The sequence below is a fragment of the Tamaricihabitans halophyticus genome (assembly GCF_004340875.1).
Classification (GTDB): domain Bacteria; phylum Actinomycetota; class Actinomycetes; order Mycobacteriales; family Pseudonocardiaceae; genus Tamaricihabitans; species Tamaricihabitans halophyticus.
Genome location: NZ_SLXQ01000023.1, coordinates 1 through 21768, shown reverse-complemented (window position 1 = coordinate 21768; position 21768 = coordinate 1). Strand labels below are relative to the sequence as shown.

Here is a 21768-nt window from a genome sequence, read left to right as displayed (position 1 = left end):
GATCGCAGTGATCAGTGATCCCGAAAAGATCTTCGCTTGCAGCGCGTTTACCTGCTGTTTCGCCGACTTCAAGATCATGTTTTCGATTTCTAGCAGTCAGCATGGGCTCCGTTATGTCTCCGTTCTTCCTGCCGTGCTCAACCGCGCCATGGACCGCTAAACCACCTGGCAGTTATCCCGCCCACAAAGTTCCTGACCTCGACGACTCTAGTGAGCATCGGACGCCGGTCGTCTTGAGTATGTCGCTAGTTGGTGTAGCACGCTGCGTACCTGCCGGGAGAGTCTGCCAGTGTTGTAACGTAGCTGGTACTTCTCGATCAGCTTCCGCACTTCTGCGGCGATTTGTGGGTAGCGTCGCGCCGGAATGTCTGGGAACAGGTGGTGCTCGATCTGGTAACTCAGGTTTCCGGTGAGGACGTGGAATAGCCGGCTGCCAGTAATGTTGGCCGAGCCGAGTAGCTGACGTAGATACCATTGTCCGCGTGTCTCGTTCTCGGCGTCGGATCTGGTGTATGTCTGCACCTCGGCTGGGAAGTGGCCGCAGAAGATCACGGTGAATGCCCAGGCGTTGCGGATCACGTTGGCCACGGCGGTGCCACTGAGGACCGCCAGTGGCGCCCACCAGCCGACGAACGGTACTAGCGGGAGTGCCAATGCCGGGTAAGCAACATAGTCTTTCAGTACCTGGCGGCCGATTTTCTTCAGTGCGCGGTTGCGACGGACCTGGAATACTTCGGCCGAGATCTTGCCGCGTCGATACTCCTGTCGTTCCAATCCGTGCAGCAGAACGCCGAATTCGAAGATCAGCATCAGACCGAGTGCCAGCGGGACGTTGAACCGGTGCCTGGGCTGCCATGGCTGCGCGGCATCGACGCGGAAGGTGCTGTAGCCGATGTCGCGGTCCAAGCCGTGGATGTTTGTGTAGGTGTGGTGTAAGAAGTTGTGACCGTGTCGCCAGTCTTCGGACGGTGCGACGAAATCCCACTCGTAGCGCTGCCCGTCCAATGCGGGATCGTTCATCCAGTCGTACTGGCCGTGCATCACGTTGTGGCCGATTTCCATGTTCTCCAGGATCTTTGCCAAAGCCAGCGCGCCGATGCCGCCGGCGAAGACTGGCCATGCGAACGGGCAGAAGATGCCAAGCCGACCAAGGACCTCGCTCACTCGTTGGACCCGGACGACGCGGCGAATATAGTCCGCATCCTCCTGACCGAGGTCGTCCAGGACGCGCTGGCGTAGGGCGTCAAGCTCGGCACCGAACGCGTCGAGTTGTTCATAGCTCAGGTATTCCAGGCCGATCGGCGAGCGCTTGACGGTGTCCATCCCGACGATGGGTTGCGGCGCACGGTCGTGGTCGGTTGCGCTGAACGGCTTGATCAATGGGAATCGACGTAGTCGAGACATAATCTTCTCCTTGCAGTCAGAGCGCTAGGTTCACGTCGCCAATCGGGGTGTGAGTGCAGATTCGGATGGTCTCGTTGGTGGCTGCGGACACTTCGCCGCTGACCACGTGCCGCACGGCGCCATGGTGTTTGCGCACCGCGCAGGTATTGCAGATGCCCATTCGGCAACCGAACCGTGGGGCGAGGCCGGCTGCCTCTGCCTGGACGAGAATCGTCGCACCGGAGTTGTCAACGGTGACTTCGCTGTCCGCGAAGGTCACCGTGCCAGTCATGTCGGCGGCTGCCGGGTCGACGGCGGGAACCTTGAAATATTCCGTGTGCAGCATGGCGATATCGCCATGGGTAGCGTAAATACGACTGACCGCGGCGATGAACCCGGCCGGCCCGCAGACGTAGGTCAGCGTATTCGTCGGATCGACGTCCAGGTAAGCGAGGTGATCAACAGTGATCCGGCCGGAGAGCGGTGAACCCGGCACCGGCGAACGGGTGTAGATACGGTGCACCCGAGCGTTCGGCATCGTAATGGCGATCTGATCGAGTTCGTCGGCGAACATCTCCTCGTCACGGGAACGCGCGTAGTGCAGGAAGACCACGCGGCCGCGATGGCCAGTGTCGCGCAGCGTGCGCAGCATCGACATGACAGGCGTGCTGCCGCTCCCGCCACTGAGTAACAACAGAGGGTCGGGTACTGGTTGCGGCAGGACGAACTCTCCCTCGGCTTGGGACAGGTGCACCAGCGTACCGAGAGACAGCCTGCGGTGCAGGAACTGTGAGACGTACCCGTCCGGGTGCGCCTTGACCGAGACCGTGAAGCTACGGCGCGCGTTTGCCGCCGAACTGGATACCGAGAAACAGCGGATCCGGCGAACGCCGTCAACCTCGATGCCGAACTGCACATGCTGGCCGGCTGTGAAACCACGCCATGCGCGGTTGGGTCGCAGAAGCACGGTGCTCGAGTCGGACGTCTCGCGATAGACGCCGACGACGCGAGCCCGCACCAGATCGACGGTGAGCATCGGATGCAGTTGTTCCAGATAATGGTCAACCGTGCGGGGCGAGGTAAGGGCCGCGATGGCGGACGAGGTCAACGCCCGACGAATCACTCCGATGAGGACCTCCCAGCTCAAGCGGACAAAATCCGCGAACGAACGTGAGTCAACTCAGTTAGTCGGCCGGGTTGACGCCCTCATGTGAGGTGTCCGACGGCCATGGCTTGATATCCAGGACGAGATAGTAGGTGCACGTTCGATCGCCAATATTGGCAAAGCGGTGGGAGCGATCGGCGGCGTAACAGATCGCGTCGCCCTCCTCGAGCCGATACTCCTCCCCGTCGACGACGACGGAGAGGCTGCCGTGTTCGACCGCTACCCATTCGCGGGACCCGGTGGCATGCGCGGCGAACTCCGGACCGCTCGTGGCGGGCGGCGCGGTGCCGCGCAGGAAGTCGGGGCCGTCACCGGCGAGGCGCGGCGAAAGCGTCCGCCACTGCCAGCCTGCCGGATTCGTCGCACCGTGCTGGGTTTCCCGACGTAGCACCGTTACGGCGTTGGCGGTGGGTTCGCCAAGCAGCTGGCTGATCGTCACGCCGAGGGCGGTGGCGGTGCTGTCCAGCACGACGACCGATGGCAGTTTCCCGCCCCGCTCGATATCAGAGAGCATGCTGCGGCTCACGCCACTACGGACCGCGAGCTGTTCGAGGGACAGCTGACGGGCCAGCCGCTCGCGGCGGATCCGGGGGCCGAGTTCCTCGACAGCCAGCCCGGTGGAAAACCGGTCCATTGACGTCCTCCTCAATAAAGGCTAGAACTCCACTATAGCGGACACAAGGAGGCAAGGGTGCACGGCGACGTGAACGGGTACACCCGCAGCGAAGCGCGGGACGGGATGCTGGTCGATTGGCAAGTCCCCATACCCATGGATGACGGCCTCGAACTGCGAGCGGACATCTTCCGGCCGCAGGAGCAAGGGCGTCACCCGGTGATCCTCAGCTATGGACCGTACGGCAAAGGCTCACCGTTTCAGCTGGCGTATCCGAGTTACTGGGCAGCGATGGTCGAGGAGTTTCCCGAGATTACGCTGGACTCATCTGGTGCGTATCAGAACTATGAGGTAGTCGACCCGCAGCGGTGGGTGCCGGACGGGTACGCGATCGTTCGGGTCGACTCCCGAGGGGCCGGTTGCTCGCCAGGCATCCTGGATGTGCTCTCCACACGGGAGACGATGGATCTGCACGACTGCATCGAATGGGCGAGCGAGCAACCGTGGAGCACCGGGCGCGTTGGGCTGTGCGGTATTTCCTATTACACGATCATCGGCTGGCTCGTTGCCGGAACGCAGCCGCCGAGTTTGTCGGCGATGGTCGCCTGGGAGGGCGTTGCCGACCTCTACCGGGATGCCTGCTACCACGGGGGAATCCCATCGCGTTTCGCCGAGCTATGGTATCCGGGCGAAGTGCTTCCAGTCCAGTATGGACAGGGCGAACGGTCGTTCCACAACCCCCACACGGGACAATCCGCGGCAGGACCGGTGACACTCCCGGAGGACGAACTGGCCCTCAACCGAACAGAGGTGGCAGCCGAGATCTCCGCGCGCCCACTTGAGGATTCGTGGTACACAACGAGGTCCGCCGAGTGGTCGAAGATCCGTGTCCCGTTCCTGTCCGCGGCCAACTGGGGAGGACAGGGACTGCACTCCCGCGGCAACTTCGAGGCCTTCATGAACGCCACCGCACCACAAAAATGGCTCGAGGTACACGGGCTTGAACACTGGACCTTGTTCTACACCGATTACGGAATATCACTGCAGAAGCGATTCCTCGACCACTTCCTCAAAGGCGAGGACAACGGATGGGACAACGAGCCACCCGTCCGGCTACAGGTACGTCACGTCGATGGCAGCACATTCGAACGACACGAGACCGAATGGCCAATCGAACGTACCCAATGGACAGATCTGTACTTGGAATGTCAAGGGAAATCGCTGACGAACCAGCCAGCGGCGAAAACCGGAAGCGTGAACTTCGACGCTCCCGGCCGTGGCATCACGTTCTGGAGCCCACCATTCGAGCAGGACACCGAGATCACCGGTCCGATGGCCGCCACATTGTTCGTAAGCTCATCGACCAGCGACGCGGACATCTTCACCGTCGTGCACGTTGTCCGGCCAGACGGAACCGAGGTAGTGCTACGTGGTTCGCTTGACGAGTATACCCCGATCGCGCAAGGTTGGTTGCGCGCATCGCACCGCGAACTCGACGACCAGCGCAGCCTGCCCTACCGGCCATTTCACACACATCGCACACCCGCCCCGCTGACACCAGGAAAAATCTACGAACTAGCCGTGGAGATCTGGCCCACCAGCATCATCGTGCCACGTGGCTACCGCATCGCATGCACCATACGGAGCACGGACTACGAATACACCGAACGGCTGGACGAACTGGCCAGCGAGCCGCCATATCCCGGTGCCGGCTGCGGTCCATGCCTACATGGCACGCCGCTCGACCGCGGAACCGAGATCGCGCGTGCGCAGGTGAGCGTGCATTCCGGACCACGAAACCAGAGCAAACTGATCGTGCCGATCGTTCCCGCCACCCGCTGAGGACACTTCACCAGTTCGCGACCGCCGCTGCCCCTCAGGCCGCCCCCGGCAAATGAGCACAGCAACAGCCGCTCCGGCGGCGTCAGGTCGGAGATCCTCTATGCATAGGGACGCCCCAACGATCCGCACGCCGGACCGCATGCAGCCAGGGGCGCGGTGACGAGCACGCGCCCACTCCTCCTCGGGCGGGACCGTTTCAAGATCGGTGGCGCATTGTCGGGTAACCAACTACACGTCAAGCGAATCGATCGCCTGCTCGGTGCGCAACTAGACCTGCTGTTTGACGCGGGTAAGCGGTGACCACAGGGACAATGCTCAGGGTGTGGCTCAGGGTGTGACTCAGGGTTCGGTTCCGGGTTTCGACGGATTGGCCGTACTCAACTGAGCGGGCACTGTCAACGCAAGTTAACCGAGCTCCCCGCTCCTACTGCGTTGAATGGGTTGATGACATGGCTGAGCCGCTTTCACCGCACGGTCCGATCAAGCTGGCGATGAGCGTCGACGACCTCTTCCAGTTCAGAGGTCTTCCCTACCCGGAGGGTTACACCGCGCAACGGGTCGTACGGTCGTTGTGCAAGGCGTTCGAACGCTACAATCTTCCGCCGGTCTACTCGTTCTCGAATACCTCGCCCACCGAGGACGACGCCACCTTGTTTGACGTGCTGGACATCTGGAGCGAGGCGGGTAACCATGTTGGCAATCACGCGCACTATCACGCGAGCCTGAATTGGGTAACCTCGGCGCAGTACATTGCGGACATTCAGCGCAGCGAAACGCTGATCGAGCGGTGGATTGACCGCGCTCCTACTCGGTATTTCCGCTACTGCCTTGACATGTGGGGGGACACCCCGGAGAAAACGAACGACGTTCAGGCATACCTGGCCAGCGCGGGATATCTGCCGGCACCAGTCAGCTGCTGGTTTTACGACGCACAGTTCATCGTGCCGTACTGGCGCACCTTGCTCACCGGCGACGATCAGGCACGGCACTGGGTGCAGGACAAGATCGTGGAGGCCGCCGTCGCGCAGCTGCGGAGCCAGACCGCAATCGCGCGCAAGGTACATGGCCGCGATCCCGTACATATCGGCCTCATGCATGGCACGGCAGCCATGGCGGATACCGCCGAGCGGATCATCGAGGCGTACATGGCTCTGGGTGTCGAGTTCGTGACGCTCGAGGAGGCGATGCGGGACCCAGCCAACGCGATTCATCCGCCAATCACGACGAAGATGTTCCGCAACACAACGCAGAAATGGGCCGAGTTCGCCGGAGTGGAAACCGAAGGCACACCCCCGCGCGAGCTGCTGGCCGAAGTGCGTGCGGTTTCGCCCGTCGAAGGAATGAGTGAAGAGGAGATCCTGGGGACGATCATGTTCAATACCGTCCAGCCCTTCGGCGCTCAGCCAACCTTCGACGAGTTCGACTGGTGAACCCAGTGGAGGTAAGCACGAACGAGGCAGACCCGTTCGACATCCGCGACAAGACCGTGGTGGTTACCGGCGGGTCGCGCGGAATCGGGTACATGATCGCCAGCGGCCTGGTGGATGCCGGCGCGCGGGTGTTGATCTCCTCGCGAAAGGCGGAAGCCGTGGCAGCCGCAAGCGCCGAACTCGCGCGGCGCGGCAACTGCCAGGGTGTCGCCGCCGATATCGCTACGAGCGCCGGCCGAGAATCCTTGGCCGACGCGGTGCACCAGCACTGGAACGGTCGGTTGCATGTGCTGGTGAACAATGCCGGCGCCACTTGGGGTGCACCGGTTGATGATTTCCCTGAGCACGGGTGGGACAAGGTACTCGACACCAACGTAAAGGGTGTTTTCCAGCTGACCACCGAGATGTTGCCGGCCCTGCGGTCGACCGCCAGCAGCGTCGATCCCGCGAGGGTGATCAACATCGGCTCGACGGCTGGGCTGAACGTACCCGCCCTGGAGAACTACTCGTACAGCGCCAGCAAAGCCGCCGTACACATGCTCACTCGCCACCTTGCCAAACGTCTCGCGGCGGAGTCGATCACGGTCAACGCCATCGCGCCGGGCTGGTTCGAGACGTCGATGTCCCGGCATCTACTCGATGATGCCGAACAGCGTGCCCAGTTGCTGGAGGATGTTCCTCTCAGGCGCGTTGGCGGGCCTAGTGATATCGCCGGCGCGATACGGTTCCTGGCTTCGCGGTCCGGCTCGTATCTCACCGGAACCGTACTGCCGCTTGACGGCGGTGTGAGCGGTTGTAGCTGACCGAGCATGTCGAACATCGATGCAGAGAGGACCTGATGATGGCGGAGCATGCTCCCGCGAGCGAGGACCACCATGCGGCTCCCGGCGTGCGCGCGCGGACGCTGTGCGAGGCGTTCCAGCGTTCCGCGGCGACAGCCGCCGATCGGACCGCGATCCGCACGCCGGACGGCACTGTCACCATCAGCTGGGCGGAATACGAATCGAGGGTGGCGCGCATCGCCGCCGCGCTGGCGGAACTCGGTGTGCGGCGCGGCGCGACCGTCGGCATCATGCTGCGCAACATGCCCGAGTTTCATCTGATCGATGCCGCTGCCTTGCACTTGGGCGCTATTCCGTTCTCGTTGTACGTGACCTCCGCTCCCGAACAACTCGCACACGTACTGCGCAATTCCGAGTGTCGGATCGTGTTCGTGGAGAGCCAGTTTCTCGCACGGATACACGCTGCCAGCACACCGAACATCGAACACATCATCGTCGTCGACGGCGACGAGGGGCTGACCCTGGATCGGCTGGAAGCGCGTGCTGATCCCGGATTCGATCTCGCCTCGGCCGCACGAGCGGTCCACTCCGAAGACGTAGCGACACTGATCTATACCTCGGGAACGACTGGGCCGCCGAAAGGAGTTGAGCTAACCCACGCGAACCTGATGTTCGCGATCGGTGGTTGCGATCGGCTAGCTCCGCTCCGCACCGGCGGCAGTCTGGTGTCGTACCTGCCGCACGCCCATCTTGCTGACCGGCTCGTGGCCCATTACGTCCACATGGCCACCGCCTCGGTTGTGACGACGGTAGCCGATCCGACCCAGGTAATTGGTGCGCTACCCAGCTGCCGACCATCCATGTTCATGGCCGTGCCGCGCGTTTGGGAGAAGCTTCGGACCGCGCTACTCGCCCAGCTTCGCGATCACCAGAGTGAACAGGCGATCCACATTGGTCTTCATAAGGTCCGCGCGGAGCAGAACGGTGAGCCGGTTTCCGCCGAGCTCATGCACGAGTGGAAGCAAGCGGACGAGACCGTCTTTCGCGGTATCCGTGAGCAGATCGGCCTGGATCAGACCGACTGGGTGATCAGTGGCGCGGCGCCGATTCCGCCGACGGTGCTGGAGTTCTTTTCCGCGATTGGCATACCGATATGCGAGGGCTGGGGACTTTCGGAAACCACGGCCCTTGGTGCCATCAACCACCGTGACGCGATTCGCATTGGTACTGTGGGTCGCCCCATGCCCAATACGGAGTTGCGCCTCGACGATGACGGCGAGGTCTTGGTCCGCGGGCAGCACGTGATGCGCGGCTACCGGCAGGACACCGAACGCACCGCCGAGGTCTTGGACCCCGACGGCTGGTTTCGGACCGGCGACATCGGGAAGCTCGACGAGCACGGTTATCTCGTCATCGTCGATCGAAAGAAGGACATCATCATCAACTCGGCCGGCAAGAACATGTCGCCGGCGAATATCGAGGCCACGTTGCTGAGCTCGTCCGAGTTGCTCAGCCAGGCGTGCTGCATCGGGGATGGGCGACCATTCAATGTAGCTCTGCTCGTTCCCAGCCCGGAAGGTGTTGCCGCGTACGCACGTACGCACGGACTCTTGGAGGCCCCCTTCGCTGAGCTGGTCGCTGGCGGTCATCTCGACCAGGAGATCTCCGCTGCGGTGGCTCGCGCCAACAGCAAACTGTCCAGAGTGGAACAGATCAAGGGCTATCGACTACTGGCCACCGAATGGCTTCCGGATGGAGATGAGCTCACGCCGACGTCAAAGCTCAAACGAGCTGTCATCGCGAGCAAGTACGCAGACACGATAGCGGATCTCTATGCGGCGGGTAAGTCATGACGTTCAGGAACGTCCGTCAACGCGCCCGGCAGGTGCACGCCGCGTCTCCGTGCGCCCCAACACGCCCGCAACGGCGGCTCGGGATGAGACGGCGAGCTTCTCGAATACCTGCGCGATGTGTGATTCGACAGTCTTCAGACTCACGAAAAGCTCGTCGGCGATCTCCCGGTTCTTCAACCCACGAGCGATGAGTTCAGCGACTTGATACTGCCGATTACTAAGCGAATGCAACCCTTGGCCATGCTCCCGAGCCGGACCATATGGTCGCGGCACCCTACGGCCACGCGTACGAAGGTGCTGGGCGGCCTGGTCTCGGTGTTTCGCCGCACCGCAGCGCGCGAACGCGAAGTAGGCTCGCTCGAAGCGGTCAGTAGCTCGACGTTCCTCGCACGGGGCGGCCAAACCTTGGCCTTCGATAACCCACGCCCGAGCGGCATCCAGTTCTCGTCCAATATCCACAAAGGCACGTGCGGCCTCCGCCGCCGTCGACGCGGCCAGCGTCGACTCACCTCGGGCGAGAGCGACGACGGCGGTGGCAAGTGCCGCGTCTGCCTTCTTGCCAGGCAGTCCGAGCATGGCGGCCACTTCTTCCGCCCGACGCGCCCAAGCTGCCGCCGCTTCGATATCTCCGCGAGACAGCTCAGCCGAACAGAGCACGGAATAGCAGTAAGGACGCCATCCTATCTCGACAGACGTAAGTTCCGGTCCGCCACAGTGGATCATTATCCGGTCCACGCCAGCCGCCACGTCACCGATCTCGATGGCGACCAGACCCGCGGACCACTGTAGAAACCAGCCGAAGCCCTTGGCGGACAGATCCTCGCCCATAGCGACACCTTGTTCGCTGCACCGCGTCGCTGTCTCGAGGTCTCCCTGCAGCAGTGCTGCCCAGCTGCGAAAACCCAACGCCCAGAATGTAGTGGTGTTGCGGGCGAGTCGAGTAGTTTCGATTACCGCATCCGCGATCTTCGCACCCTCCCACAGGTTACCGAGCCAGAGGTGCGCCATCGACAACGCTGCCATCGCCGCAGGGAAACCCTGGCCTTGCCGACTGCTACGGGAAATCGCCAAGGTCTGCTTCGCATGCTGGATACCATCTGCATACCGTTCGAGACCGATCTCGGCCGCCGCGAGCATCGCAACTGCCTCGGTGTGTTCGACCAGCTCCGCGTCGGTGAGAGCATCGACGACATGCGCCGCGCGATCGACCGACCCAGTCGCGGCCACGGTATCGCCGACATAGTACTGACCACATGCGAGCGTGCTCGCCCCGGACGCCTCCAGAACCAAGCTGTCGAGCCCCTGTGCCTGTGCACAGACCTGTTCGGACAGACGTACCGCTTCTGTCCAGTCCCCGAGGTGGACAGCGTCGTGGGCGAGTTCGAGTGTCAACGCCGCCACGCCTGCCGAGTTGGACTCGCCCAGCCGGGCCAATGCCGCGCGCAGTTCGGAACTCGCCGCACGGTGCGCGTCGCCGCGGAGGTGTTCCAACCGTACCTGCGCACCTAGCAACCGCGCCCTACGCACGGTATCGCCTTCGGGCACCAGGGCAATGGCTTCGTCCAGCGCGCTGCCACCCTCCTCCAAGCAACCGGACGCGGTGAGCGCATCGGCACAGGACGTCAGCAACTCGATTCGTTGGTCGGCAGCGACATTGTCCGGCAGCAACCTGAGTGCCGCGCGAAACCAGTCCGCGGCCACTCGCGGCGCACGGGAGAAACTGGCCGTTGCCGCTTCAATGAGTAGTGCGCTGGCCTTCGCATCGCCCGGGAGCGCCGACCGTTCAACATGATGCGCTTGTGTGGTAAGGCAAGCTCCCGTGTCGGCGAGCAGCCGCGCGGCACGCGCATGCAACGCGGCCCTGGTCGCTTCACCGGCCGCAACATACACCGCATGACGCACGACGGGGTGCCGAAATGCGTACGATTGCCGTGTTGCGGTCGTCCGAACCAGGCCCCGGTTCAACAGCTCGTCAAGGTCGTCGAGCGCTTCCTCGTGTCGAAGGCCGGCGACTTCCGCCGCGAACTTGAGGCCGAACGGCTCGCCGAGCACTGCGGCCGCCTGAGCCAAACCGCGTGCGCCAGTCGAAACGCCTTGTACGTCTTGTTCGATTGCTTCTCGTACCGCTGCTGGCACGCTACCGGAATCGCCCGCCGGCCGCACCGTAGCCCGTCCCGCGCGGCGTTGCCGGGCTCGGATGAGTTCGGTGAGAAAGAAGGGATTCCCACCGCTCTGGTAATAGCAATCCTCGAAACTCGCATCGTCCGCGCCGACCAGTGCTTGGGCATTCGCGCGGTCCAATGGCTGGAGTTCCAGTAGCCGAGTGACTCGTTCCCGTGCACCACTGGCGATCGCCTGCGCGAGTGGCCGTGGCAGGTGGCGCGGGCGGTAAGCCAGCGCGATGCAGGTCGTGCCGGCAAGGCCGTGGTTGAGCAGATGCGCCAGCAGTTCGGCCGACGGCTCATCGGCCCAGTGCACGTCGTCGAATACGACCAGCAGCCCACGCTCCCGCGCGACACATTCCAACCCGGCTCGCACCGCGTGGTACAGCCGGAACCGTTCCGCGGCGATGCCGGAAACCGGGGCCGCATTCGTCGAACCAAGTGCCGGAAACACAGCCGAGAGCTCGCCGAACAGCTCATCGCCCAACGATCGCAGATCAGGTTCCCTGTCGCCGAACAGTCGATCGAGCACGGCGATGGCCAGCCCGAACGGAACGTCCAGTTCGAACTCCGTCGCGCGCCCCGCCGCGACAAGAAACTCAGCTTGACGCGCCTGCCGGCGAAGGCGACTAAGTAACACGCTCTTGCCGACGCCTGTTTCGCCGACTATGGCCAACCGCTCGTCACCGCGTTCGGCAGCGGATTCGATCACGGCTGACAGCATATCCAGCTCGGTGGTTCGTCCGACGATGGCGTCGCGCTCGTCGGACGAACCCTTCCGCGTTCGATCGGATTCACTGTCGCGCATATGACCGCCGGAGCCACGTTGCGGCGAGACGACCTTGTCCCGTCCGTCCATAACGGAACTCTACCCGTTTCCACAAACACCGGGAAGGACCAGCCAACCGCACGCCACCCGTTCCGGAGCGCTCCGGTCAGCGATTAGGCGTCTGGTACACCGTTACGACCGCAGCGCCACCGAGCCCGAGGTTGTGTTGCAAGGCCGTGCGCGCTCCCGGCACTTGGCGCTCCGCCGCCGCCTGTCGCAGCTGCCAGCTCAACTCGGCGCACTGCGCGATACCCGTCGCGCCAAGTGGGTGTCCCTTGGAGATCAGTCCACCGGACGGATTGACCACGGGGCCAGCTCCGCCGTAGGTCGTCGCCTCCGCTTCGACAAGCTTGTGCCCCTCACCTTCGGCAGCCAGCCCAAGGGCCTCATAGGTGATCAGCTCGTTGGCCGAGAAGCAGTCGTGTAGTTCAACCACATCGACCTGGCTCACCTCGATCCCAGCGCGCGCATAGGCCTGTTCGGCTGCGACCTTGGACATGTCATACCCGACCACGGTCCGACAGTTCGCCGTGGCATCGAAGGTTGACTCGGTATCCGTGACAAGTGCCTGGCCAGTGATCTCCACGGCCGTGGACCACAGATCATTGGCTTCGACGAACCGCTCCGATGCCAGTACCGCGCACGCCGCACCATCCGAGGTCGGCGAACACTGCAGCTTGGTGATCGGGTCGTGGATCATGGTCGCGTCGGCGATCTCGTCGAGCGAGTATTCCTTTTGGAACTGCGCATAGGGATTGTGCACCGAGTGCTTGTGGTTCTTCCAGCCTATCCAGGCATAGTGGCGTGGCTGCGAGCCGTACTCGCGCATGTGTTCCCTGGCGGCATTACCGAACATCTGCGGCGCGAACGGGGAGTTCTCCGGCGTGACGAGCCGCTGCAATGTCTCCAGGTGCTTGTCCATCGGACTGGCGCGGTCGGGAAACTTCGCCCCAAGGGATCCACGTTCCATCTTTTCGAAACCGGCTGCGAGCACGCAGTCCGCGAGGCCAGCCTCGATCGCTTCGCGTGCCAGGTACAACGCCGTGGAGCCAGTGGCGCAGGCATTGTCCACGTTGACGATCGGAATACCCGTGTGCCCCAACCCGTAGAGTGCGCGCTGACCACTGGGCGAATCCCCATATACGTAGCCGACGAAGGCGCGCTCGATCTGAGCGTACCGAACCGAGCCGTCGGCCAACGCGGCCTTGCCCGCTTCAACTACCCAGTCCGGATAATCGCCTTCCTTCGTCCCCGGCTTGTCAAACTTGCTCATGCCCACGCCGACAACAAACACTCGACTGCCCATGTCTTACTCCTGAGATCGTGTTGTGCTACCTACTCGTAAACGGCATCAGCCGGCAGCGCTTACGCCGTCATTCCCAACGCCAGGCCACCGCCGACATTGAGCACCTGTCCGGTGACGTGATCACTCCACGGCGAACACAGGAAGCCAATACCGCCGGCCGCTTCCGCTGGGGTGGCACCCCTACCCAGCGGCACGAGCGAGTTCATCGCCGAACGTAGCTGTTCCGGAACGCCGACGTGGACTGTCTTGTCGCCAATGGTCACCACGGTTTCGTCGGTCTTGGCCTGAGTTAGACGTGTGTCGACCAAACCGAAAGCAACCGCGTTCACATTGACCTTGAACGATCCCCACTCCTTGGCGAGGGTCTTGGTCAGTCCAATAAGTCCGGACTTGGCCGCCGAATAGTTGGCCTGGCCGGCGTTGCCATACGCGGCCATCGAGGTCACGTTGACGACCTTACGGAAGACCTCGATACCCTCGGCGCGTTCACGTTTGGCCGGATCCCGAAGATACGGCGCGGCGGCTCGCAGTACCCGAAACGGAACGATTGTGTGGATATCGAGCATGTCTTGAAAGCTCTGATCACTCAGCTTGTGCAACGGACCATCGGTGATATAGCCGGCATTGTTCACGACGATATCGAGCTGACCGTACTGCTCGATCGCCGTCGCTACCAACGCTTCAGGCGCGCCTTCATCACACAGATTTCCACTATGGACCGCGGTGTCCCCAGAGATCTGAGCCGATGCCTCGGTCGCCGCATCCTGATCCAGATCGCTGATAACCACCTTCGCCCCGTTGCTGGCCAGCAGCTCGACCGCCGCTCGCCCAATACCGCGTGCAGCGCCCGTCACGACGGCCACCTTGCCGTGAAACATCAACACTCCGTCCTGTTGTCCTTCCGGTAGCGGTACCGTAACATAACAATCCGTCCGGATGGATTTTTTCTAAGGAGCAGGATGGCCGACAGAGGACTCATTGGCAGGGAACTGGGAACCGTGCGCTTCCCCGTGGAGCGCGGCAAACTAGCTGAGCTTGCCCGATCATTTGATGCCCCCGAGCCACTGTGGAGCGACCGAGAAGCCGCTAGGGAGGCTGGATTCGACGATATTCCGGCCCCGCCGACGGCCACGGTCGTCGCGGATCTGTGGCGCGAACACGGCGCTCTGGACGGGGCCATCCGGCTGGGCCTGGACACCACCAACTTGCTGCACGGCGAGGCCAGCTGGCAGTTCTTCGCGCCAGTGCGTTGCGGCGATGAGCTCACCGCACGGAGTTCCGTGGTTGACGTCAACGAACGCGTCGGCAAGCGCGGTGGTGCCATGACTCTGGTCGCTATCGAAACGTCATACACCAATCAGCACGGCGAGCAAGTGGCCACTCGCAGGGACGTGGTGGTCGAAAAAGGAGGGAACAGCAGTGCGCGCTGACACCCATGCGGTGCCGACCTCGCCAATACCTCTCGCCGAGGGCGATACTCTCCCCGAATGGCGGTTTGGCCCACTTACCAGGACTGACATTGTCCGCTACGCCGGGGCCAGCGGCGACTTCAACCCGATCCATCACGACGAACCACTGGCCATCGCGGCAGGACTGCCGAGCGTGTTCGGGATCGGCATGATGCACGCCGGGATGCTCGGCCAGCGACTGTCCGCCTGGGTAGGCCCACACAACATATGCGCATTTTCGGTCCGCTTCGAGGGCCAGGTATGGCCAGATGATGTGCTTACCTTCAGCGGGACGGTGATCGAGGTCGAGTCGTCCACGCACGAGGTATCGCTAGCCCACGTGGAACTAAGCGTGGCGCGGCAAGACGGTGAACAAGTACTTTCCGGCAAAGCGTCAGTATCCACCGCACCACACGAGGCTCGATCGGATGGCGGCGGCTAGGATCGAGTCTCCTATGTCCCCTGAGTCAGCACCCAAGCAGGAGCGCAGCACCGAGACCCGTCGGCGGTTACTCGATGCCGCCGTCGATGAGTTACTCGAGGGCGGCTTCACGCGATTCTCCACGCACGGCGTGGCACGTCGAGCTGGCATTTCCCGTGGCGCGCAGCAGCATCACTTCTCGCACAAGAACGATCTCGTCACGGCCGCGGTTCAGCATCTGGCCGAACGCAGCATGCGCGAGTTGGAGGAGGCCACGAGAAAGGCAGGGAGGATATCCACCCGACGGGTTCTCGATGCGCTTTTCACGCAGTACACCGGACCGCTGTTCGCGACCATGCTCGAGCTGTCGCTGGCAACTCGGACGGATGACGACCTACGTGACGCGGTCCGAAACGAAGAAACCGCAGTCAACCGCATGATCAACGACTGGGCACACAGCAAGCTGGCAGGACACGCGAACCCACCAGACGAGTTCGACGAGCTCTTCGCCATGGCAATGAGCACCGTTCGAGGAATCGCCATTCTTCAACTATTTGGCCATTCCCACGCAAGCGTCCAACGCCAGTGGCAGTTCGCCCGTGACCGGCTCGTCAGCATGTTGTGCGCCTAGTAGTCCGGCCGGACCTTCTGATCGAGGCCAGTGAGGGTGCCCGGAGCTGAGCGCGGTCGGCAGTTGATCACAGTCGATGGTGTGGACTTCCCCAATATCGTCTGACGGCCACTAAGCGGATCGAAACACGATACGACCTGAAGCCCACCACATGGTGGAAGTATTGCTCGATAATCACGTGTATCGCCGAACCGCCGGGTACGTCCAGAGGTCAACAGCCTGGACGGTCTCGTCGAGGCTGGCGCTGTGGGATGTGGCCCCGATCCACTCATTGAGCACTTGAGCAATGGCCGTCTCGGCCAGGTACACGCTCTTGAGGTGCCCATCCAAGGCGGTCGAGCCGAGCACGAGGGCCGCAGACACCGTTCCGCCAGCGGTGGTCCGTGCGCGGTGCCTACAAGATCGACGTTGCAGTATCCATGGATGGGTCGGTTCACCCACGGGCCGCCGTGAACGTCCACTCGCCGCGGAATCACTGAAGCGGGCCAGGCTGGCGCCACAGTCGCGTGTGCACCTGACGAGCATGGCCTCGTGACGGCATCTTCCCTCCCCGTCGCTGGCTCCTGAAGCGAATCGGGCTGCGGGGATCGAGGCGCGCGAAGGAGTTGGTTTACACATCGCGGGTCGTCAACTCACGGTGGACGAAGTCAGTGAGCGTTTGCAGGTAGTCGTCGTCGACTTCTTTACGGAGTACGCACAGCCTCCAATAGATTGGCGCAGCCAGGACATCGAGAACAAACTCGATGTTGATGTCCTGGCGGATCTCGCCACGTTCACGCGCTGTGGCCATCGTGGCCTTCGACGCTTCTCGGCGTGGTTCGGTGATGTAGTGGGTGTGTGCTCTGTCCAACGCGTCGCTGCGCAGCCCCTCGGCAAGTAGATCGGGCATGATCCGATGCACCAGTGGATCGCTCAGCCACACATGGACAGCTCTAGTCAATTCCAGCAGGCGATCCCATAGGTCGCGACCATCGTCTTCTGGAATGACCGGCTGACTGACGGTCGCCACTGCGGCGATGACCATCTCCTCTTTTGAGGACCATCGTCGATAGAGGGTGGGTTTGCTCGATCCAGCCCGCTTCGCAACGCCGTCCATGGTCAGTTTCTGGTACCCCACCTCGGCGAGTTCGTTGAGCACAACCTGAGTGATCGCATCGGTTACCGACGTCCGCAGGGCCGGGATGGGCGGGGCCCTTCCTTCCGAGCGCGACCGGGGTGTTGACGTGTCTTGCCTCACTCGCCTACTGTAACACGCCAACGAAACGATACCGTTTCGTATCGTTAGGATTGTGACTAGCGAAGGGTATGACAATGGCGTCGGAGTCCCTTGGCTCGAATGTCGAGCCGCTGAGTGGAACGAACAGCGGCAGACTGAGACGTGGTGCGATCGGCGTACCCGGCATGGTTTTCATGGTGGTTGCGTGCACGGCTCCGCTGACCGCGATGGCGTCGAATCTTTCGCTGAGTCTCGGCATCGGTGCCGGCGTTGGTACGTTGGGCTGGCTCGTGGTCGTAAGCGTGTTGCTGGCCATCTATACGTCGGGATACACCGCATTGAGTCGTACAGTGGTCAGCGCTGGCGCCTATCACGCCTACGTCGCGCATGGGCTTGGCCCGGCCTTCGGTGCGGCGATTGCGTTCATTGCCGGAATCGCCTACAACCTCGCTTGTGCGGCAATGATTGTGGCGACGGGCTTCTACGCTGATCTCGCCCTATCTACGCACTTCGGGATCGACCTGCACTGGGCGGTCTACTCCGCGGCAGCGCTCGTGGTTCTGGGAGCTCTTGGCCACTACGGGGTGACGCTCGCGAGTAAAGTCACGGCGACTGTGTGCCTGCTCCAGTTCGTTTTACTGGCGGTCTTGGCGGGCGCCGTGTTCAGGACGAACCCATCCGGGTTTACATTTGATGGTTTCAGTCCTGGTTCCCTGACTGCTGACGGGTTCGCCTTGACTGCGGTCTTCTGCATGCTGTCTTTCGCAGGCTACGAGGCGGCCGCTAGCTATGGTGAAGAATGCGAGGCCCCCGCTAAACGGATCCGCCGGGCAACCGTCATCGCCCTGGGATTGCTTACGCTGGTGTACCTCATCTCAAGCTGGACACTGATCGCCGCATATGACGACGTCGTCGTTGCTGGCACGGAAAATCCCGGAGCCTTGCTCGACGGCGCAGCTGCTGAGTATCTGGGCTCCTCCATCGGAGTGATCATCAGTGTCATAGTGACATTCAGCTTCCTGACCGCCTCGGTGGCCTTCCACAACATGGCCTCGCGCTACGGTTTCGCGCTGGGCCGAGCAGGGCTGTTGCCCCGCGCATTGGCTCGCACCCACACACATCGGGGCACGCCACACGTCGCGACTATCACGCAGATCGCAATCAACGTGACGCTAATCGGGCCATTCATCGTGACCGGCGCCGATCCAATCACGGGACTATTCCCAGCCGTGAGTGGTGTTACGTCTCTCGCGCTTATCGCTATGACTGTCTGCTGCTCGCTCAGCGCTCTGGTGGCTTCGCTACGTGGCAGGCTTCCCGGCACCGTCGTAGGTACACGCGTGGCTCCCGTTGTTGCGGCCGCAGGTCTCGCGGTCATCGGAGTACTGATCGTTCTCAACTACCAGCAAGTCACCGGTAGCTCGTCTGCCGTGGTCGCTGCGATGCCATTGCTCCTCGTCGTAGGCGCGGCTGCCGGGGTGCTCACCAGTCGGCGTCACTCACTCGACGCAAGAGAGGCGCTGCATGAGCTGCGTGACTGACGTCCACACACTCGAGGCGGTGCCACCAACCGAAGATACCGATCAGAGTAGGAGTGCTTCGTGAACACCGTACCCGCCGACAAATCCGCCGACAGATCGGGAACTGGCCTCGACCACTTCGAGCTGTGGCCGGAGAATAACTTCTGGTCCTTTCAGTTCCTTCGCATGATGGGGAAGATCCCGGCCGGCGGTGGCGACTTCTCGGAGATCATTCTTGCTCTACAAGGAGTGCGGCCCGGCGACGCGGAGGCGTGGTACGGCGTCTTCTCGTCCATCGCTCGTCGGCTGGATGCCGATGCGGAATCCAGCCTCCGCACGGGGAATTCGTCCTCAGCGCGCGACAAGCTGTACCGGGCCACGAACTACCACCACGCCGCTGGATTCTTTCTGCCGGACACAGACCCCCGACACTCAGCAAGCATCGAGGCCCGGCGCGCGTCGTTTCAGCGGGCGGCCCCGCTCGCTGACCCGCCCCATGCAGCCGTTGAGATCCCGTACGAGGACGGCACCACGCTGCCGGGTTACTTCTTCCCAGGAGCCTGCGCTGACGAGGGCACCAGACAGGCGGCCGCGGTGATCTTCGGAGGTACCGACGCGGTCGCCGAGGAGATGTACTTCTTTCTCGGGAGGGCCCTGGCTCAACGAGGCATACACACTCTGGCCATGGACGGCCCAGGGCAGGGCGAAGCGCTCAGGCGGGGCATAGCAGGCAGGCATGACTGGGAGCTGCCCGCGAGCGCGGCCTACGACTTCCTGACCACGTACGACTTCGTCGACCCGGGGCGCATCGCGGTCGTTGGACAAAGCCTGGGCGGCTATCTCGCGGCGCGCGCAGCCGCCTACGAACCACGGTTCGCCGCAGCCGTCATTTGGGGCGCGATCTACGACCTACCACGAGTGCTAGGTGTCGAACTCAACGGTTCGTCCGCCGGTGAATACTTCACCGATCTTTGGCGCAAAATCCTGTGCCTTCGGCCGGACGCCGATCTGATGACGGCTTTGAACCCATACAATCTGCACGGGGTTGCCCAGAGAATCGCTTGCCCGACCTTGCTCCTGCACGGTGAGTCCGATCGCATCACCCCCTTCAGTGAGGCTGAGGAGACCTTTGCAAACCTCACAATGACGGACAAGACCTTCCTGCGCTACCCGGCCTGGACGAGTGGGTGCACCCACTGCCAGGCAGACGCCCCCTTGCGTGCCGCCGCTGACATCTCCGACTGGCTTTGCGACCGGCTCAGCACCGGCGCGTGAGCGCTGAGAGTCGGTCTAACCTGACTTTTGCCGGGTCTGTAACCAAGGTCTGTCCGATGAACGGTGTACCTGGTCCGACACGCGGGACTATCCGCTGGTTTCTGGACGCTGCTGGGGCGTGGACAGCTCCACGGTGCGCCGATGGCGCACGTCCAGACCGGCCCAAGGGCCACCATTCGTCCAGTTGTCCAACCGAGTTACGGTGTACAACTCGCTCGACGTCGAGCAGTGGCTGATGACCCGGCGCGTCATCCCCGGCGAGGTGGCGTGATGACCAGCACCGTCGCCCTACCAGTCGGGGTATCTATCTCCACCGACGTGGAATACCGACCCAACCGCAAAGCCCCGCACCGGGCACGCGCCCGGTGGGTTGATCCGACAACGAAACGGCGCAAATCCACATCGGAATCTTTCGAGGACGAAGACGCAGCGGCCGAATGGATCACCACCATCCGGCGGGCCGCCGCGCGCGGCTTGGATCCAGCCACGGCAACCATGAATCTGGCCGACTACGGCGATACCGTCATGAATCTTGCGCTGCGCGGGCTCGAAGCCACCACCACCGAACCGTACAGCGCGGGGTGGCGTAAACGGGTCGTACCCAGCATCGGACACATCCCGGTCTGCATGATCACCAACGGGGCGGTAGACCGTGCGGTACATGGTTGGATCGCCGACGACTGTGGCCTATCCACGGTGAAAAACAGCCTTGCCGTGTTGGTACGCGTCATGGAACAAGCCGTGCGGGATGGCCTGATCGACCGCAACCCCGCACGGGTCACCGGCTGGCAACACGAGTACCAACGCGCCGAAGACGAACTCGATGACCCCCGTTCATTGGCGCTCCCGAACTGGGCCGCATTGACCACGATCGCGGACGCGCTGGTCGCCGAATCATCCAACGAATACGCAGGCTGGGGCGAGGTAGTGATCTTCGCTGCCTGCACAGCCGCACGGATCGGCGAGGTATCCGGCTGCCGCGTGAAAGACATCGACACCAACGCGTGGATGTGGGACGTGCGACGCCAGACAACCCCGTCACCCGGCGGGCTCATCGACAAGGGCACCAAAGGCAAGCGCGCCCGTACGGTGCCGCTCATCGACGAGGTACGCGAGCTTGTTCAGCAACGCATCGCCGCCGTCGACCGTGACCCCGAAGCACGACTGTTCACCGGACCACGCGGCGGACGGATCACCACGGCCGTGCTGCGGGACGCCACCTCGTGGGACACCGTAGTCACCCGACTCGGCTACGAACACCTACGGCGCCACGACCTCCGCCATACCGGGCTCACCTGGCTAGCCGACGCAGGCGTCCCCGTACACCACCTACGCAAAATCGCCGGGCACAGCTCGTTGACCACCACCCAGCGCTACCTACACCCCAACCGCCAATCAGTCACCGATGCGGGCCACCTGCTATCCCGACACCTACGGTCCCCACGTGGTCCCCAACGCACTGCAATATAGAACTTGCCCATGATCAACTCATGAACATACGAAAGGCTCCTGACCAGGCTAGACAGCCCGTTCAGGAGCCTTTTCATGAAGTGTGGAGCTGACGGGATTCGAACCCGTGACCCCTTGACTGCCAGTATCGGAAGGCTCTGCGCTGTGCTCTGAACTTCTCGCCCAGCTCACCGATTATCCTAACACGCCACGTTTACGGTTCCTGCAATCGTCCACATTTCGCCCACTCGACACCAAATAGTCAACGGACCCCACACCCCCAGGTAAATCGGATAGCCGAATCCGGGAGTGTCAGGAACTTCGTGGGCGGGCTGGTGATTGCCTACTTGGTTACTGTGCGTTGATCCGGTCTCCGTAGTGGAGGGATAGGGTGTTCAACGCTTGTTTCCATCCTACTGTTTTTCCGGTGATGTTGGTACGGT

At 62.6% G+C, this 21768-nt stretch carries 20 protein-coding genes; 12 read left to right on the top strand and 8 right to left on the bottom strand.

Annotation, left to right across the window (positions count from 1 at the left end):
- Positions 1 to 207 precede the first annotated feature (207 nt).
- From EV191_RS27850 to EV191_RS27840, 3 genes are all read right to left on the bottom strand, one after another.
- Positions 208 to 1323, bottom strand: coding sequence for a fatty acid desaturase family protein (locus EV191_RS27850; RefSeq protein ID WP_132880817.1), 1116 nt, complete (start codon positions 1321 to 1323; stop codon positions 208 to 210).
- A gap of 97 nt (positions 1324 to 1420) precedes the next feature.
- Positions 1421 to 2530 (bottom strand): ferredoxin reductase, encoded by a 1110-nt coding sequence (locus tag EV191_RS27845; protein WP_207894798.1) that lies wholly within the window; start codon positions 2528 to 2530, stop codon positions 1421 to 1423.
- A gap of 37 nt (positions 2531 to 2567) precedes the next feature.
- Complete coding sequence (locus EV191_RS27840) at positions 2568 to 3182, bottom strand: helix-turn-helix domain-containing protein (RefSeq protein ID WP_132880815.1); 615 nt, start codon at positions 3180 to 3182, stop codon at positions 2568 to 2570.
- Between the two features lie 57 nt (positions 3183 to 3239).
- On the opposite strand from EV191_RS27840, the gene EV191_RS27835 reads away from it, so the two are divergent.
- The 5 genes from EV191_RS27835 (at position 3240) to EV191_RS27820 (ending at position 9068) form a co-directional block, all read left to right on the top strand.
- Positions 3240 to 5003 (top strand): CocE/NonD family hydrolase, encoded by a 1764-nt coding sequence (locus EV191_RS27835; protein ID WP_207894795.1) that lies wholly within the window; start codon positions 3240 to 3242, stop codon positions 5001 to 5003.
- A gap of 156 nt (positions 5004 to 5159) precedes the next feature.
- Positions 5160 to 5303, top strand: a complete 144-nt coding sequence (locus tag EV191_RS30250) for a hypothetical protein (protein WP_165913134.1) — start codon at positions 5160 to 5162, stop codon at positions 5301 to 5303.
- A 149-nt stretch (positions 5304 to 5452) separates the two neighbouring features.
- Positions 5453 to 6433 carry a polysaccharide deacetylase family protein gene (locus EV191_RS27830; protein WP_132880813.1) on the top strand — a complete coding sequence of 327 codons (981 nt, stop codon included), beginning with the start codon at positions 5453 to 5455 and terminating at the stop codon, positions 6431 to 6433.
- On the top strand, positions 6430 to 7236 hold the full coding sequence (locus EV191_RS27825) for a glucose 1-dehydrogenase (protein ID WP_243659289.1): 807 nt from the start codon (positions 6430 to 6432) through the stop codon (positions 7234 to 7236). The genes EV191_RS27830 and EV191_RS27825 overlap by 4 nt, the downstream gene beginning before the upstream one ends.
- 38 nt (positions 7237 to 7274) lie before the next feature.
- The gene (locus tag EV191_RS27820) at positions 7275 to 9068 is read left to right on the top strand and encodes an AMP-dependent synthetase/ligase (protein WP_132880812.1); all 1794 of its coding nucleotides are present in this window, start codon (positions 7275 to 7277) and stop codon (positions 9066 to 9068) included.
- 3 nt (positions 9069 to 9071) lie between these two features.
- Here the strand turns inward: EV191_RS27820 and EV191_RS27815 are convergent, their stop codons facing one another.
- The 3 genes from EV191_RS27815 to EV191_RS27805 form a co-directional block, all read right to left on the bottom strand.
- Positions 9072 to 12089, bottom strand: coding sequence for a helix-turn-helix transcriptional regulator (locus EV191_RS27815; RefSeq protein ID WP_132880810.1), 3018 nt, complete (start codon positions 12087 to 12089; stop codon positions 9072 to 9074).
- A 76-nt stretch (positions 12090 to 12165) separates the two neighbouring features.
- On the bottom strand, positions 12166 to 13365 hold the full coding sequence (locus EV191_RS27810) for a thiolase C-terminal domain-containing protein (RefSeq protein WP_132880808.1): 1200 nt from the start codon (positions 13363 to 13365) through the stop codon (positions 12166 to 12168).
- A gap of 59 nt (positions 13366 to 13424) precedes the next feature.
- On the bottom strand, positions 13425 to 14219 hold the full coding sequence (locus EV191_RS27805; RefSeq protein ID WP_207894793.1) for an SDR family NAD(P)-dependent oxidoreductase: 795 nt from the start codon (positions 14217 to 14219) through the stop codon (positions 13425 to 13427).
- A 105-nt stretch (positions 14220 to 14324) separates the two neighbouring features.
- Between EV191_RS27805 and EV191_RS27800 the strand changes: the two genes are divergently transcribed.
- From EV191_RS27800 to EV191_RS27790, 3 genes are read left to right on the top strand one after another with little or no spacing between them, the layout of a single operon-like run.
- Positions 14325 to 14795, top strand: coding sequence for a MaoC family dehydratase N-terminal domain-containing protein (locus EV191_RS27800; RefSeq protein WP_132880805.1), 471 nt, complete (start codon positions 14325 to 14327; stop codon positions 14793 to 14795).
- Positions 14785 to 15255, top strand: coding sequence for a MaoC/PaaZ C-terminal domain-containing protein (locus EV191_RS27795; protein ID WP_207894791.1), 471 nt, complete (start codon positions 14785 to 14787; stop codon positions 15253 to 15255). The genes EV191_RS27800 and EV191_RS27795 overlap by 11 nt, the downstream gene beginning before the upstream one ends.
- Positions 15182 to 15865, top strand: coding sequence for a TetR/AcrR family transcriptional regulator (locus EV191_RS27790; protein ID WP_165913133.1), 684 nt, complete (start codon positions 15182 to 15184; stop codon positions 15863 to 15865). Before EV191_RS27795 ends, EV191_RS27790 begins: the two co-directional genes overlap by 74 nt.
- A 174-nt stretch (positions 15866 to 16039) precedes the next feature.
- Here EV191_RS27790 and EV191_RS27785 read toward each other — a convergent pair whose 3' ends face one another.
- On the bottom strand, positions 16040 to 16228 hold the full coding sequence (locus EV191_RS27785; RefSeq protein ID WP_132880801.1) for a hypothetical protein: 189 nt from the start codon (positions 16226 to 16228) through the stop codon (positions 16040 to 16042).
- Between the two features lie 247 nt (positions 16229 to 16475).
- On the bottom strand, positions 16476 to 17102 hold the full coding sequence (locus tag EV191_RS27780) for a TetR/AcrR family transcriptional regulator (protein WP_132880800.1): 627 nt from the start codon (positions 17100 to 17102) through the stop codon (positions 16476 to 16478).
- Positions 17103 to 17176: 74 nt separating this feature from the next.
- On the opposite strand from EV191_RS27780, the gene EV191_RS27775 reads away from it, so the two are divergent.
- From EV191_RS27775 to EV191_RS27765, 4 genes are all read left to right on the top strand, one after another.
- On the top strand, positions 17177 to 18622 hold the full coding sequence (locus tag EV191_RS27775) for an APC family permease (protein ID WP_132880798.1): 1446 nt from the start codon (positions 17177 to 17179) through the stop codon (positions 18620 to 18622).
- 60 nt (positions 18623 to 18682) lie between these two features.
- Positions 18683 to 19876 (top strand): alpha/beta hydrolase family protein, encoded by a 1194-nt coding sequence (locus EV191_RS27770; protein ID WP_132880796.1) that lies wholly within the window; start codon positions 18683 to 18685, stop codon positions 19874 to 19876.
- Positions 19877 to 19994: 118 nt separating this feature from the next.
- A complete protein-coding gene (locus EV191_RS30245; protein WP_165913132.1) occupies positions 19995 to 20147 on the top strand; it encodes a hypothetical protein in 153 nt (50 codons plus the stop codon).
- Positions 20147 to 21346 carry a tyrosine-type recombinase/integrase gene (locus EV191_RS27765; protein WP_132880794.1) on the top strand — a complete coding sequence of 400 codons (1200 nt, stop codon included), beginning with the start codon at positions 20147 to 20149 and terminating at the stop codon, positions 21344 to 21346. The genes EV191_RS30245 and EV191_RS27765 overlap by 1 nt, the downstream gene beginning before the upstream one ends.
- Positions 21347 to 21768 lie beyond the last annotated feature (422 nt).